This is a genomic window from Kinneretia sp. DJ1R-11 (assembly GCF_025717595.1).
GTDB lineage: Bacteria > Pseudomonadota > Gammaproteobacteria > Burkholderiales > Burkholderiaceae_C > Paucibacter_A.
The window spans coordinates 86,867-101,309 of the sequence record NZ_JAJIRR010000015.1; the positions used below are offsets into that span (position 1 = coordinate 86,867).

A 14,443-nucleotide genomic window follows, 5' to 3' on the forward strand; every position below is an offset into this window, starting at 1 on the left:
CTGCCATGACAAACGCCCGAACGGCCCTGTTTGCACCCCTGAATTTGGCCTTGAGCTTGCTGGCCCTGTGCTGCGGCAGCGTCCAGGCACTGGAGGGACACGGCCTGCAAGCCGACCAGACGCGCTGGCAAGCGCGCGTGCAGCTGAGCAGCCTGGAAGGCCAAGGCGCACGCTTGCTGAGCGCCAATCTCTTGGGCGACTACTACCTGACCGGTTCCGGCCTGGGCGGTTTTGCAGGCGGCCTGCGCGCCACCGGCGGCATGATGATGGGCTCGGCCAGCTTGGCCCAAAGCAGCGCCGGCATGGCATTGACGCGCGATTTTCGACAACGCCTGGCGGTCGGCCAGCGCAGCGTCAGCCTGCTGCGGCCTGACACACAGCTGCTGGGCGACGCGGCGCCCTCCCTGAGCTATCTCGGCATCGGCTACAGCGGCCAGTCCTTGCGCGGCGGTTGGGGCTTCAGCGCCGACCTGGGTCTGATCGGCCCGCTGTCGCTGGGTGGCCTGCGCCTGGGCCTGAGCCGCAACACCGGCGCCGAAGAGTTGCTGCGGGATTTGCGCCTCAAACCCGTGCTGCAACTCGGGCTGTCCTACAGCTATTGAGTGCCCCGGCGCCGCCTGGTCGATAATTGCTCCAAGATTTTCACTTTGGGGCATGAAGACAATGAACGACGTTCAACAGCGCATCGACGATCTGGTCAAGAACAACCGTGTGGTGCTGTTCATGAAGGGTACGGCGCAATTCCCCATGTGCGGTTTCTCCGGCCGTGCCATTCAGATCCTGAAGGCCAGCGGCGCCAGCGATCTGAAGACTTTCAATGTGCTGGAGGACGAAGGCGTGCGCCAGGGCATCAAGGAATATGCCAATTGGCCGACCATCCCCCAGCTCTACATCAAGGGCGAATTCGTCGGTGGCTCGGACATCATGATGGAGATGTACGAAGCCGGTGAGCTGCAAGAGCTGCTCAGCACCTGATTCCAGGCCGCAGCCCGAATGACACAAAGACTGGTCGTCGGCGTCACCGGCGCCACCGGTGCGGCCTATGCCTTGCGCCTGCTGCGGCGCGGCCGCGAACTGGGCCTGGAAACGCATCTGATCGTCACGCCTTCGGGGGTGCTCAATGCCCACCATGAGCTGGGCCTGGACCGCAAGGCCCTAGAGGCTGAGGCCTCCTACGCCCACGCGCCCGGCGATGTCGGCGCTTGTGTGGCCAGCGGCAGCTTTGCTACAGCGGCCATGGTGATCGCGCCCTGCTCCATGAAGACCCTGGCCTCGGTAGCCCATGGCTTCGGTGACAACCTGCTGACGCGCGCCGCCGATGTGACGCTGAAGGAGCGCCGCCGCCTGATCCTGATGGTGCGCGAAACGCCCTTCAACCTGGCCCATCTGCGCAATATGGTGGCCGCCACGGAAATGGGCGCCATCGTCTTTCCACCGCTGCCGGCCTTCTATCACCACCCGCAGAGCATCGCGGAGCTGGTCAACGAGAGTGCCGAACGGGTGCTGGAACTGGCCGGCGTGAGTGGCGCTGAACCCAAGCGCTGGTCCGGCCTGAAGGCCTGAGGGTCTGAGATTCAGACCTCGCCCGGCATCAACCACTGCCGGCGCGAGGCAAACACCGCCCGGGGATACTCGGGCTTGCCGCGGCTGCCGTTGTAGCGCCCCAGGGCCAGGTACATATCGCCCTGTTCGCGGTCCAGGTAGTGGCGCAGGATGACGCAGCCGAAGCGCAGATTGGTCTGCATATGGAAAAGCCGTGAGGCTTGGCCGTCACCGATCAGCTTGGCCCAGAAGGGCATGACCTGCATATAGCCGCGCGCGCCGGCCGTGCTGATGGCGTACTTGCGGAAGCCGCTCTCGACTTGCACCAAACCCAGCACCAGACTGGGCTCCAGACCGGCACGCTTGGATTCGTACCAGATCGTCTCGAGAAACTCGATCCGGGTCAGTGCCTCGCTCTTGCGACTCTTGAGCTTCTCACTCATGGCCCCCAACCAGCGTAGATAGGCCAGGCGAGCGTCGATCTGATCGAAGCGCGGCTTGGGTGGAGCGCTATTGGCCACCGAAGCCGACAGCGCCGAGCGCACGGCGTCGGCCAGCGGCTCCTCGACCTGAGCACCGGCGCTGGCCAGCCGTGGCAAGCACAGCAGCGCCCCCGCAGACAGCAGCAGGCTGCGTCGGCCGGGCGTCCAGGGTGTGCCAAGTGAATTCATGGTTCGCAAAATCGATGCAATCAGGTGGGTGAGTTCAATTGGAGCCCAGCCAGGCCTCCAAAGGCAGACGTCGCCGCGGCCCCAGGCCGCGGGCCAGTGCCAGCCAGAGCGCCCAGTACAGAAGGCTCGCAGCCGCCAGGGTCACCGTACCCAGCGGCAGGGCCAAGCCTGCGCCGCTCAAGCAGGCCAGACTCAGCAAGGAACTGCCTACATACATGCTGAGGGTGTGGCGCCCGGCCGGCGCCAGGGCAGTCAGCCAACCTTGGCCATGCACGAGCAACCAAGGCACCAGGCCGATCAACAAAAGCAGCGCCGCAATGAGAGAGAGCAGGCCGTAAACAGCGTCCTGCTGACGATCCTGATCAATCAAGACCCAGCACCAGCCGGCACCCCAGACGGCATTGAGCAAGAGCCCGGGCACGAGCCAGCGTCGCGCCCACGCAGCCCACAGCGGGCGCCAGCGCGCATGTGTGAAGAGGCGCAAACGCCCAGCCATCAGGCCCGCCGTCATCAAGCCCAGAAACAAGGGCAGGCCTTGCACAACAACGCCCAGCTGCATCAGCAGATAGTGGCTGCCATTGAGCAGCCACCAGCCAGACCAGGAATTGGGCGCGGCCAGGGAGCGTGGTGGCTCGGGTGCGAACAAGCTGCTGTCCGATACAAACCAGAGCAGGGTCAGCGCCATGATCAGCAACGAAAGACTGGCCCACACCCACAAGCGCCGCCGCAACTGACGCAAACGCAGTGCCGGTGCACGGAGCATCAGCAGTCCGCTCAGGGCATAGGCGGTCAAGATGTCACCAGAATAGACCAGCACGCCATGCAAAAACCCGAGCAGCAAGAGACGGCGCATGCGGCGACCGCGGCGCTGAGCGGGGTCTGACGCAACAGAGGCAGCAAGAGGGCGAGGACCTCGCTGGGTGCGGAATGAGACAGCCTGGCTGTAGCCAAACAGAAAGATCAACAAACACAAGCCCTTGCCCGCCAGCAGCGCCGCGATGAGGGCGAGCACGGCCTGGGCCGTACCCGAATCCGCCGGCTGCGGCGCCACCAAAGGGCCGCCGTCCGGCAGTGCGACATAACCGACCCAGTTGATGGCAACGACGGGCAGCAGCGCCAGTGCCCGCAGGCCATCAATCGGCGCCTGACGCTGCTGCACCGGCACGCCCGGTGGCGGCGCGGCTTGCAGCGCCGCGACGGTCACGCCGTCTTGGGCTTGAGCAGGTCCAGCACCTCGGCCAGGCTCAGCTTGCGAGCTTCGGCATCGCGGCGGCCCTGGTACTCAACCAGGCCTTCCTTGAGACCGCGGTCCGAGATCACCACGCGGTGCGGCACGCCGACCAGCTCCCAATCGGCAAACATGGCGCCGGGACGCTCGCCGCGATCGTCCAGAAGCACGTCCACGCCCAGGGCTTGCAACTCGTCGTGCAGCTTGTGAGCAGCGGCCTTGACCTCCTCGCTGCGATCCATGCCGATCGGGCAAACGACGACGCTGAACGGTGCGATGGCTTCCGGCCAGATGATGCCGCGCTCGTCATGGTTCTGCTCGATGGCGGCACCCAGGATGCGGGTCACGCCGATGCCATAGCAGCCCATCACCATCAGTTGAGGCTTGCCGTTCTCATCCAGATAGGTGGCCTTCATATCGGCCGAATACTTGGTGCCCAGCAGGAAGACATGGCCGACTTCGATGCCGCGCTGGATGGCCAGCACGCCCTGGCCGTCCGGCGAGGGGTCACCGGCGACGACGTTGCGGATGTCGGCGATCAGATCCGGCTCGGGCAGATCGCGGCCCCAGTTGGCACCGGTGAAGTGGAAATCGGCCTCGTTGGCGCCACAGACGAAATCGCTCATCAAAGCGACCGTGCGATCGGCCACCACCTTGACCGGCTTGAGCAGCTGGATCGGGCCGAGGTAGCCCGGCTTGCTGCCGAAATGAGCTTCGATTTCGCTGACGGTAGCGAAGCGGAAGCCGGCCTTCAGGCCTTCGACCTTGCCGACCTTGACTTCGTTCATGTCGTGATCGCCGCGCAGCAACAGCAGCCAGACCACGCTCTTGACCACTTCGCCGTGCTCGTTCAGCTCGTCTGCCGCCAGCACGATGGACTTGACCGTCTGCGTCAGCGGCAGGCCGAGCAATGCAGCCACGTCCTCGCAGGTGCTCTTGCCCGGTGTCGCGGTCTTGAGCAGCGCTTGCGTCGCATCCCCGCGGGCCGGCAGCAAGGCCACACCCTCGGCCAGCTCGATATTGGCAGCGTAGTCGCTGCTCGGGCAGTAGACGATGGCATCTTCGCCGGTGTCGGCGATGACCTGGAATTCGTGCGAGAGTTCGCCGCCGATGGCACCGGTGTCGGCCGCCACGGCACGGAACTGCAGGCCGAAGCGCTCGAAGATGCGCTGGTAGGCCGAGTACATGTTCTGGTAGCTGAGCGTGGCGGTGGCCACATCACGGTCGAAGGAGTAAGCGTCCTTCATGGTGAACTCGCGGCCGCGCATGATGCCGAAGCGCGGGCGGCGCTCGTCGCGGAACTTGGTCTGAATGTGGAAGAAGTTCTTGGGCAGCTGCTTGTAGCTGCGCAGCTCCTGGCGGGCGATATCGGTCATCACCTCTTCGGACGTCGGCTGGATGATGAAATCGCGGCCGTGGCGGTCTTTGACGCGCATCAGCTCCGGGCCCATCTTGTCGAAGCGGCCTGTTTCTTGCCAAAGCTCGGCCGGCTGCACCACCGGCATCAGCAGCTCCACCGCACCGGCGCGCACCATTTCCTCACGGATGATGCCCTCGACCTTGCGGATCACGCGCAAGCCCATGGGCATGTAGTTGTAAATGCCGGCGCCCAGGCGCTTGATCATGCCGGCGCGCATCATCAGCTTGTGGCTGACAACTTCCGCATCGGCAGGTGCTTCCTTGAGGGTGGAGACGAAAAACTGGCTGGCTTTCATGGCGGCGGCGGGGCTCGACCACGGGGGCCGAACCGGATTCAAAAGTGGAAGGGAGTGCGCGCTGACCGCGCGGATCGATTCGCAGCTGGCTTGCGGGTTAGACAGTGATGCCAAGGCGGCATCCCAATGCAATAATCAAACCAACTATAGATTCGAGGTTGATTATGCTCGACCGTGAAGGGTTCCGCCCCAACGTCGGCATCATCCTGCTCAACCACAGGAATGAAGTGTTCTGGGGCAAGCGCATTCGCACCCATTCCTGGCAGTTCCCGCAAGGGGGCATCAATTATGGCGAAACGCCTGAGCAGGCGATGTTCCGTGAGCTCCACGAGGAAGTGGGGCTTGTGCCCGACCATGTGCGCATCATTGCGCGCACCCGCGACTGGCTGCGCTATGAGGTGCCCGACCACTTCATACGGCGTGACGCACGTGGCCATTACCGCGGCCAGAAGCAGATCTGGTTCCTGCTGCAGCTGCTCGGCCGTGATTCGGACATGAATCTGCGTGCCACCAATCACCCCGAGTTCGACGCCTGGCGCTGGAACGACTACTGGGTGCCCCTGGATGCGGTGATCGAATTCAAGCGCGGCGTCTATGAAAACGCCCTGACCGAACTCGCTCGCTACCTGCCGCGCATCAACCACCACAACCGCTATCTGCGCTCGGGCATGCGTCCGCAGCATGGGCGAGCCGAGCTGCAGCAGGGCGAGCCACAACAGCTTGAAACGGGCCAGGACGCCGGCAAGACGGCGGCACAGGAATAGGCGCTGCCGCCTGCAGAGGCGGAGGCTGAAATGACAAAAGCCTGCTCGACCTTGCGGTCGCAGCAGGCTTTTCTATTTCAGTACCGCAGGAAAGTCAGCGCAGCACCAGATTGTCACGGTGGATCAATTCGGGCTCGGCCGCGTAGCCAAGCACACGACCAATCTCGGCCGAAGGCTTGCGGGCGATCAGGCGGGCTTCGGCACTGGAGTAATTGCTCAAGCCGCGCGCCAATTCACGCCCTTCGGGGTCTCGCACCGCAATCACATCGCCGCGGTGGAACTCGCCCTGCACTTCCATCACACCGATCGGCAGCAAGCTCTTGCCCTCGCCCTGGAGCTTGAGCACAGCACCCGCATCGACCGCAACCGCGCCGCGCAGCTGCAGATGGTCCACCATCCATTGCTTGCGCGCCGCCAGCTTGGGCAGGCTGGCCAGCAAAGCAGTGCCGATGGCCTCACCTGCGGCCAGGCGCAGCAAGACATCGGGCTCGCGGCCCCAGGCAATCACGGTGTTGGCGCCACTGCCAGCCGCACGCTTGGCAGCCAGAATCTTGGTGATCATGCCGCCACGGCCCAGCGATGATCCAGCGCCGCCGGCCATCTGCTCCAGCTCCGGTGTGCCCGCCACCGCCTCGGCAATGAACTGCGCGTTCGGATCGCGGCGCGGGTCAGCCGAGTACAAGCCTTTTTGGTCGGTCAAGATGACCAGCGCATCGGCCTCGATCAGATTGGCCACCAGGGCACCCAAAGTGTCGTTGTCGCCGAACTTGATTTCGTCGTTGACGACCGTGTCGTTCTCGTTGATGACCGGCAGCACGCGGTGCTGCAGCAGGGTCAACAAGGTGGAACGGGCATTGAGGTAGCGCTCGCGGTCGGCCAAGTCAGCATGGGTCAGCAAGACCTGAGCGCTGCCCATGCCATGCTCGCGCAGCTTGCTCTCGTACATCTGGACCAAGCCCATCTGACCGACAGCCGCCGCCGCTTGCAACTCATGCAACTCGGTGGGACGGGTGGTCCAGCCCAGGCGCTTCATGCCCTCGGCAATGGCGCCGCTGGACACCATCACCACCTCGCGCCCTTCGGCCGCCAGGGCTGCCAATTGACGGCACCAATTGCCGATAGCCTCGGCGTCAACACCACGGCCTTCATTGGTCACCAGGCTGGAGCCCACCTTGACGACGATGCGGCGCGCGCCCGCAAGCGCGCGGCTCATGCTTTTTCGTCCGCTGCGTCTGCTACGTCAGCCTCGCTGGCCGGCTTGCCGTCCGGGAAGCGCGGGTCCACTTCCACATGCACCTTGTGTGCCGTGGCCACATGGTCGTAGATGGCGTGAATCAGGGGCTGGCAGCCTTCGCGGGTCAGGGCCGAGATCTCGAAGACCGGGCCCTTCCACTTGTAGCGCTTGACGAAATCCTTGACGCGTTTGGCGCGCTCGTCCTCGGGCACCATGTCCAGCTTGTTCAGCACCAACCAGCGCGGCTTGTCGTGCAGCTCCTGGTCGTACTTCTTGAGCTCATTGACGATGGCTTTCGCCTCGGCCACCGGGTCCACGGCCGGATCAAACGGCGCCAGGTCGACCACATGCAGCAGCAAACGCGTGCGCTGCAGATGGCGCAGGAACTGATGACCCAGGCCGGCACCTTCGGCCGCGCCCTCGATCAGACCCGGGATGTCGGCGACCACAAAGCTCTTCTCCGGCGCCACACGCACCACGCCGAGATTGGGATGCAGGGTGGTGAAGGGATAGTCGGCGATCTTGGGGCGGGCATTGGACACAGCCGTGATCAGCGTCGACTTGCCCGCATTGGGCTGGCCGAGCAGGCCGACATCGGCCAGCACGCGCAGTTCCAACTTGACCTTCTTGGCCTCGCCGGGCCAGCCGGGCGTCTTCTGACGCGGGGCGCGGTTGGTGCTGGTCTTGAAATGCAGATTGCCGAAGCCGCCATCGCCGCCCTTGGCGAGCAAGATCTTCTCGCCGGGCTCGAGCAACTCGGCAATCACGGTGTCGGTTTCGAGGTCGCGCACGATGGTGCCGACCGGCATGCGCAGGATCACATCGTCGGAGGCGGCGCCATAGCAGTCCGAACCGCGGCCGGCCTCGCCATTGCGGGCCTCATGGCGGCGCGCATAGCGGTAATCGATCAGGGTGTTGAGATTGCTGTCAGCGACCGCGAACACGCTGCCGCCACGGCCGCCGTCGCCGCCGTCCGGGCCGCCGAAGGGAATGAATTTCTCACGGCGAAAACTCGCACAGCCGGCGCCACCATTGCCGGCCACGATATCGATGGTGGCTTCGTCTATGAACTTCATAAGCTTGTCGCTTGCTCCGTGCCTTTTGAGGCGATGGTAAGGCAATGCGGGTGAAAACCCGGCATTGCAAATGCAGCCTCAAAAAGCAAAAGCCCCGGCAAGCCGGGGCTTTGTGCGTCGGGTGGCCGGCTGCTGCCCTCCACCCGCGCTGTGCTTCGATGTGTTCGTTAAGAAACGATCAGACTGGAGTCACGAACACCGTCTGGCGGCTCTTTTCACCCTTGATGGCGAACGACACTTGGCCGTCGACCAGTGCAAACAGCGTGTGGTCCTTGCCGATACCGACATTGGTGCCGGGATGGAACTTGGTACCGCGCTGACGCACGATGATGGAACCTGCAGAGATGGTCTGGCCGCCGTAGGCCTTCACACCGAGCATCTTGGGTTTGGAGTCGCGGCCGTTTCGTGTTGAACCGCCGCCCTTTTTCTGTGCCATGGATTAGCTCCTTGAACTGTTGGCGAAGAAGTTAGCGTTTGACCGCCGCTCAGCCGTTCACCGCGCTGATTTGCAGCTCGGTGTAGGTCTGGCGATGGCCTTGACTCTTCTTGTAATGCTTACGACGACGCAGCTTGAAGATGCGCACTTTGTCGTGCTTACCGTGAGCCACAACCGTGGCAGTGATGCTAGCGCCAGCAACCAAGGGAGTGCCAACCTTCAGTTCAGCGCCGTTGCCGACAGCCAAAACTTGGTCGATCACAATCTCTTGGCCAACATCCGCAGCAATCTGTTCTATCTTGATCTTTTCGCCAGCCGCAACTTTGTATTGCTTGCCGCCGGTTTTTATGACCGCGTACATATCAGCCCTTTCAATTAAACCACCTGCACTATCGGAGCAGCATCCGATCACCCGGAACCGCTCTTTCGGCTTTCGCCCGTACAGGCCTAACTCTGCAGCATGAACTGCGCAGAGCCCGCGAGTGTAGCACGGGGCAGCGAACCCCACAAGCCGGGCTTCACCGCTGTCCCCTCCCAGCCGCGCCGCGGCCGGAGGGCGCGCTGGCCGCGCGCCGCTTGAGGCGAGCAGTGCGACGCTGTTCCTATAATCACAGCTTCGCCAAATTGAGAGCCGAGAGTGCACGCTGCGCCTGCTTCGTCCCCCTCCCCCAAGCCCGTGCTGAGCGAGGCCCTTGCCACGCTGAACGCCGAGATGCTCGAAGTCGACGCCGTCATCGGCCGCCGGCTTGGCTCTGACGTCGCGCTGATCAACCAGATTGCGGGCTATATCGTTCACGCCGGTGGCAAGCGCATCCGCCCCAAGCTGGTGCTGCTGTTCGCCAACGCCCTGGGCTACGACAAGCCGGAGCGCTTTGAGCTGGCCGCCGTGATCGAGTTCATTCACACCGCCACGCTGCTGCATGACGATGTCGTCGATGAATCCTCGCTGCGCCGCGGCAAACAAACTGCCAATGCCCTGTTCGGCAACGCCGCCAGCGTGCTGGTGGGCGATTTCCTTTACTCGCGCGCCTTCCAGATGATGGTGTCGGTGAACCGCATGCGCGTGCTGGAAGTGCTGGCGGAGGCGACCAATGTGATTGCCGAGGGTGAAGTGCTGCAGCTGATGAACATGCACGACCCGGACATCACGGTCGACAGCTATCTGCGCGTGATCCGCTACAAGACCGCCAAGCTCTTTGAAGCCAGCGCCCGCCTTGGCGCCGTGCTGGCCGACGCCTCATCCGAAGTGGAAGAAGCCTGCGCCGGCTACGGCCGCGCCTTGGGCACCGCCTTCCAGCTGATCGACGATGTGCTCGATTACGAGGGCGACAGCCAGGCTCTGGGCAAGAACGTCGGCGATGACCTGCGTGAAGGCAAGACCACCCTGCCCCTGCTGATCGCCATGGAGCGCGGCAGCCCGGAGCAACGCACCCTGATCCGCCATGCCATCGAGCACGGCGAGCTGGAGCGCCTGAGCGAGATCGTGGAAATCGTCCGCACAACCGGTGCGTTAGAGGCCACGCGCGAAGCCGCCCGCGCCGAAGCGAAACTGGCCCGCGACTGCCTGAATTTGCTGCCCGCTAGCAAGTGGCAAGAATCTCTGCTAGAATTTGCGGCTCAGTCGGTTGAGCGGTCCTTTTAAACCCCGTTTAAAAAGCACCTGCGCAGAGCGGCAGAATGAACAAGTCAGAAAAACAAATCGGGGTGTAGCTTAGCCTGGTAGAGCGCTACGTTCGGGACGTAGAGGCCGGAGGTTCGAATCCTCTCACCCCGACCAGTTATTTTCTTGTTCAAACCCCTGCGATGAGGCAGATCGGTTCCGCGAAACCCGCAGCCCTCCAAGCCACACACATCCAACGCTGCATTCGCAGCGTTTTTTGTTTCTGGCTCCCCTTTTCTGCTTCTGCTGCAGCACAGCGGCCCTGGCGCAGCGATCACGCCCAGGCCGCTGGAGATCAGCGCAGGCTGCGCTGGGCGACGCCGAGATCGCGCCAGTCCTCGGGATGGCAGGTGAAGAGCAGCAGCTGGTGGCGCTGCGCGGCGTCGAAGATCACGCGCTTCATCTGCGCCAGGCGCTGGGCGTCGCTGTGCACCAAAGCGTCGTCGAGGATAAGCAAGGTCGGCCGGCCGGCTTCTTGCAAGAGGTCGGCATAGGCAAAGCGGCTGATCAGCCCCAGCTGCTCGCGAGCGCCAAAGCTCAGTGCTTCGAAATCGCCGCTCTCCACGCCGCGCTGGAGCAAGCCCGGCGTCAAGCCCTCATCCACATCGAGCCGGGCATCTGGGAACAGCAATTGCACATAGCGCTGCAAATGCTGCTGCAGCGGTGCTTGCAGGCGGGCCAGGCTGGCCTGTCGTTTGCCGTCGAGCTTTCGGCAGAGCAGATCGAGTGCAGCGGCGCGCAGCCGCAGCTCATGCCAGCGGCGCTGGGCACGCGCCAGATCCCCGGCGCTTTGCTCGCGCTGCTCGTCCAAGCCCTGCGCGCCGGCCTGCTGCAGACTCTGCTCGATCAGCTGGATCTGCACCGCAAGCTCCTGATGGGCCTGCTGCAGTTGCTGAACGCTGCGCTGCAGGCGCGCGATGTCTTGCTGGACGATGTCCGGCCGCGCGCGGTCCAGGCTGACTTGCAAAGCTTCAATGCGTGCGGTCAGGGCCGACAACTCAGTCTCACCGGCCAGCCACTGCTGCTGATGCTCGCGCTGCCGCCCCAGTCGCCCGGGCTCGGTCAACTGAGCGCGGGCCAGTTCCAACTCGCGCTGCGCTTGCTGCTGCTGGGCCTCCATCGCGCTGTGCTGCTGCTCCAAGCGGCCAAGCTGCTGGCGGGCCGCATCTTCCAGACGCTGGGCCGCGTCGAGCGCAGATTCAGCCTCAGCCAAGCTGAGGGCCGTCGTCGCTTCACCGGCGGCCTGCTGCGCCAGCGCATCCTGCAAAACCAAGAGCCGAGCCTGCAGATCTGCCTGCTCCTGCTGCAGCCGTGCCAGGCCCTGAGGCGCGCTCAAGGCCAGAGCCTGCTCGGCCAGCTTGAGCTGGGCCAAGGCTTCCTGCTGAGCGGCATACCGACTCTCGGCCTCGGCCAGGTCATGCACACCCAAACGCTCCATCGCCGCGGCATGCTCTACCCGCGCCTCGCTCCAGCGAGCCTCCAGACCGTCCAGATCCTGGCCGCCCGGCGTGATGCGCAAGCGGCCCAGGCCCGGAAGCTCGAGCACCCCTGGCGCGGCCAGCAAGACCTGACCCTGGCCCGCGAGTGATTCCGCCTCGGTCTGCCCCTCCTGGCGCAAACGCAGCTGCTGGCCCGCATCCAGCTTGAACTCCAGCCTGGTGGCCAAGGCCTGGCGCTGCAAACTCAGCTCGCGCAGACGCTGATCCAGCTTGCGCAAGGTATCCAGGTCGGTCTTGGTGAGCGGCCGCTGCTGCGCCTGCGGCGCACGCAGCGCAGCCACGCGCTGCTGGGCGGCCTCGGCGTGTTGCAAGGCCTCGATCGAGCGGGCTTGCTGATGCTGCGCTGCTTCCAGCTGCTGCCGGGTCTGGCGCGCGATTTCGGCTTGCCGCGCATGTTGCAACTGGACCTGGGCCTGGCGCACCTGGGCGCTGCTGTGCTTGAACTGCTCGCGCGCCGGGGCCAGACTAGCCTGCGCTCGCAGCAGCTGTTCGCTGGCCTGAGCCAAGGCCTGCTCGCGCTGGGTGGCAGCCCGTTCCTGTTCGGCAAAAGCCTGCAGCTGCCGCTGCAGCAGTTGCTGCTGATTCTGAAGCTGGCTCAGGCGCTGGCGGGCCTCGCCCAGCTGCTGCTCGCTCTGCTGCAAAGCGGTCTGCGCCTGCTGGGCCTGCAGCAACTGCTGTTGCAGCTGCTCCCAGGGCCGCTCCTGCTCATCGCGCTGGTGCTGGCTGCGCAAGTGGGCCAGGCGGTCCACATCCTCGCGGTAACGGGCGATCTGCAGGTCCAGGTCCTGCAGCGATTGTTGCAAGGCCTGCACCCGCTGGGCGGCCTGCTCCAGCTCAGCGCGAGGCTTGCCGGTGGCCGTGAGCAGCTCGCCGCGCTGGGCGCGCAGCTCGCTGAGCAGCGCATCGCCGCCGCTGGCCGCGACCTGGGCGGCTGCGCCCTGCCCCAGGCGCTCGGCCTGGCTTTGCAAGGCGCCGTGCAGGTGTTCGCGGGCATGCTGGGCCGCCTCGCGCAGGTCCTGGCCCGTGCCCTGCTCCACCCAGAGCAGACCCGGTATGCCCCAATGCTCGGTCTTGCTGGCGCCGCGGCTGGCGAAGCCGTAACCAAAGAGCTGGGCCAGATGGTCCTCGGCCTCGGCGCCCTCCAGGCCCCGAGCATCGATGCGCAAGTCGCAGCGCGGCCGTTTGCCAAAACTCTTGGCCAGACGGTACTGGTGGCCGTCAAAAGCAAAGTCCAGCTCCACGCTGGGCGCGGCGCTGCTGTCGCCCCAGGGCAGCAGATCGCCCACGGCCGAAGAGCGGTGCCGCTCAAAAAACGCGGCACGGATGGCGCGCACCAAGCTGCTCTTGCCCGCCTCGTTCGGGCCGCAAAAGATGTTGAGGCCGGGCTGCAGGTTCGCCAGCTCGAATCCTTGCCGGAACTGCCGCAGCTGCTCGACGCGCAGGCGGCTCAGTTGCAGAGGCGCGCTCATGCCGACAACTCCGTGCGGCGCTGGGCCAGAGCAGCAGTCAGCAAGGCCAGGGCCTCGCGGGCGATCTCGGCCTCGCCAGGTTCCTCCGAGGTCGAAGCCGTGCCGGCAGTTCCCAGCTCGCGCAGCTCCGCAATGACCTCGGCCAGATAGCCATCGGCCTGCAGGGCGGCGATGTCCTCGTCGGTCGGCGCCAGGCTCAGGGCCGAGGCCTCCACGCTCAGGTGGCGCAGGCGCCCGCGCAAGACGGCCAGTGCGGCATTCAAGCGCTGATGCAGGTCCAGCGCCAGCTGGCCTTCGAGCTGCAAGCTCAGCACGGTGTGGGCCGGCAAGGCCTCCAGGCGCTGCAGCAAGCCGTCCAGATCGCTGGCTACACGCAGGCTGGCGGACAGCTCCAGCCAGTCGAACTGCGCCGTGCGCAGCGCCAACACGCGCGGCTCTGCACCGGGCGCATCGATCTCCACCAGCAAGGCTTGCCCCGACTCATTGGCCTTGAACCGATCGGGCTCGGGCGTGCCGCTGTACCAGCAGCGGGCCTCGATGCGCTTGCCGCCATGCCAGTCGCCCAGGGCCAGGTAGTCCAGGCGCGCACGCGCCGCGCGGTCCGGTGCGATCGGGTTGGTCGCGTCGACCATGGATTCGGCCAGGATGCCTTGCACGCTGCCATGCGCCAGGCCCAGGCGCAGCCAGCCCGCCGGTGTTTCGGCCGCGTCGAACCAGGCCGTGCTGTCCCCGTAAGTGTGGCGTTGGCTCAGCGGTGCCGGCAGGATGGCCGTGCGGCAGGCCTCCAGCAGCAAGGGCTCAGGCCGCAGGGCCAGATGCACATGGGCAGGCACCGCGCCCAGGCGCTGCGCACGCGTCCACACGCTTTCGGCCAGGGCCGCATCGTGGTTGCCCGAGATCAGCACCCAGGGTCCGCTGAAGCCCGCCATGGCATTGAACATGCGGCGAATCGTGCGCTCCGACACCGTCTGCGCATCGAACACATCGCCAGCCACCAGCACCGCATCGACCTCGTGCGTACAGGCCAATGCGGCCAGCCGCTCCACGGCCGCCAAGCGCGCCTCGGCCAGGGGCAAGGCATCCTCGGGATCGAAGCTGCTGAACAAGCGGCCGATCTGCCAATCGGCGGTGTGCAGGAATCTGGGCATG

General features: G+C 65.0%; 14 protein-coding genes and 1 tRNA gene. 6 read left to right on the top strand and 9 right to left on the bottom strand.

The annotated features are described in order from the left end of the window. The first annotated feature begins 5 nt into the window (after window positions 1–5). The 3 genes from LNV23_RS20685 (at window position 6) to LNV23_RS20695 (ending at window position 1,563) form a co-directional block, all read left to right on the top strand. Window positions 6–602 (top strand): hypothetical protein, encoded by a 597-nt coding sequence (locus LNV23_RS20685; RefSeq protein WP_263564729.1) that lies wholly within the window; start codon window positions 6–8, stop codon window positions 600–602. 61 nt (window positions 603–663) lie between these two features. Further along, a complete protein-coding gene (gene grxD / locus LNV23_RS20690; protein WP_263564730.1) occupies window positions 664–975 on the top strand; it encodes a Grx4 family monothiol glutaredoxin in 312 nt (103 codons plus the stop codon). 18 nt (window positions 976–993) lie between these two features. Next, window positions 994–1,563 (top strand): UbiX family flavin prenyltransferase, encoded by a 570-nt coding sequence (locus tag LNV23_RS20695; protein WP_263516968.1) that lies wholly within the window; start codon window positions 994–996, stop codon window positions 1,561–1,563. 11 nt (window positions 1,564–1,574) lie between these two features. Here the strand turns inward: LNV23_RS20695 and LNV23_RS20700 are convergent, their stop codons facing one another. Genes LNV23_RS20700 through LNV23_RS20710 form a run of 3 tightly spaced genes read right to left on the bottom strand, consistent with a single transcriptional unit; the run spans window position 1,575 to window position 5,156 of the window. After that, window positions 1,575–2,213, bottom strand: coding sequence for a lytic transglycosylase domain-containing protein (locus tag LNV23_RS20700; protein ID WP_263564731.1), 639 nt, complete (start codon window positions 2,211–2,213; stop codon window positions 1,575–1,577). 34 nt (window positions 2,214–2,247) lie between these two features. Then, window positions 2,248–3,417: a DUF418 domain-containing protein gene (locus LNV23_RS20705; protein ID WP_263564732.1), complete on the bottom strand. Its 1,170-nt coding sequence runs from the start codon at window positions 3,415–3,417 to the stop codon at window positions 2,248–2,250. Beyond that, complete coding sequence (locus LNV23_RS20710; protein WP_263564733.1) at window positions 3,414–5,156, bottom strand: proline--tRNA ligase; 1,743 nt, start codon at window positions 5,154–5,156, stop codon at window positions 3,414–3,416. Before LNV23_RS20710 ends, LNV23_RS20705 begins: the two co-directional genes overlap by 4 nt. Window positions 5,157–5,320: 164 nt before the next feature. Here LNV23_RS20710 and LNV23_RS20715 point away from each other — a divergent pair, with 164 nt between their 5' ends. After that, window positions 5,321–5,920 carry an RNA pyrophosphohydrolase gene (locus LNV23_RS20715; RefSeq protein ID WP_263564734.1) on the top strand — a complete coding sequence of 200 codons (600 nt, stop codon included), beginning with the start codon at window positions 5,321–5,323 and terminating at the stop codon, window positions 5,918–5,920. Between the two features lie 94 nt (window positions 5,921–6,014). Here the strand turns inward: LNV23_RS20715 and proB are convergent, their stop codons facing one another. The 4 genes from proB to rplU form a co-directional block, all read right to left on the bottom strand. Further along, window positions 6,015–7,133, bottom strand: coding sequence for a glutamate 5-kinase (proB, locus tag LNV23_RS20720; protein WP_263564735.1), 1,119 nt, complete (start codon window positions 7,131–7,133; stop codon window positions 6,015–6,017). After that, on the bottom strand, window positions 7,130–8,230 hold the full coding sequence (obgE, locus tag LNV23_RS20725) for a GTPase ObgE (protein ID WP_263564736.1): 1,101 nt from the start codon (window positions 8,228–8,230) through the stop codon (window positions 7,130–7,132). The genes proB and obgE overlap by 4 nt, the downstream gene beginning before the upstream one ends. A 178-nt stretch (window positions 8,231–8,408) precedes the next feature. Continuing rightward, complete coding sequence (rpmA, locus tag LNV23_RS20730; protein WP_263516961.1) at window positions 8,409–8,666, bottom strand: 50S ribosomal protein L27; 258 nt, start codon at window positions 8,664–8,666, stop codon at window positions 8,409–8,411. A 49-nt stretch (window positions 8,667–8,715) separates the two neighbouring features. Next, window positions 8,716–9,027 (bottom strand): 50S ribosomal protein L21, encoded by a 312-nt coding sequence (gene rplU, locus LNV23_RS20735; protein WP_263516960.1) that lies wholly within the window; start codon window positions 9,025–9,027, stop codon window positions 8,716–8,718. Between the two features lie 351 nt (window positions 9,028–9,378). Here rplU and ispB point away from each other — a divergent pair, with 351 nt between their 5' ends. Continuing rightward, on the top strand, window positions 9,379–10,308 hold the full coding sequence (ispB, locus tag LNV23_RS20740) for an octaprenyl diphosphate synthase (RefSeq protein WP_263517167.1): 930 nt from the start codon (window positions 9,379–9,381) through the stop codon (window positions 10,306–10,308). A 58-nt stretch (window positions 10,309–10,366) separates the two neighbouring features. Further along, window positions 10,367–10,443: transfer RNA gene (locus tag LNV23_RS20745), tRNA-Pro, on the top strand. A 178-nt stretch (window positions 10,444–10,621) separates the two neighbouring features. On the opposite strand, the gene LNV23_RS20750 is transcribed toward LNV23_RS20745, so the two are convergent. Then, a complete protein-coding gene (locus LNV23_RS20750) occupies window positions 10,622–13,294 on the bottom strand; it encodes an AAA family ATPase (protein ID WP_263564737.1) in 2,673 nt (890 codons plus the stop codon). Further along, a complete protein-coding gene (locus LNV23_RS20755) occupies window positions 13,291–14,442 on the bottom strand; it encodes a metallophosphoesterase family protein (protein WP_263564738.1) in 1,152 nt (383 codons plus the stop codon). Before LNV23_RS20755 ends, LNV23_RS20750 begins: the two co-directional genes overlap by 4 nt. Window position 14,443: the final 1 nt, after the last annotated feature.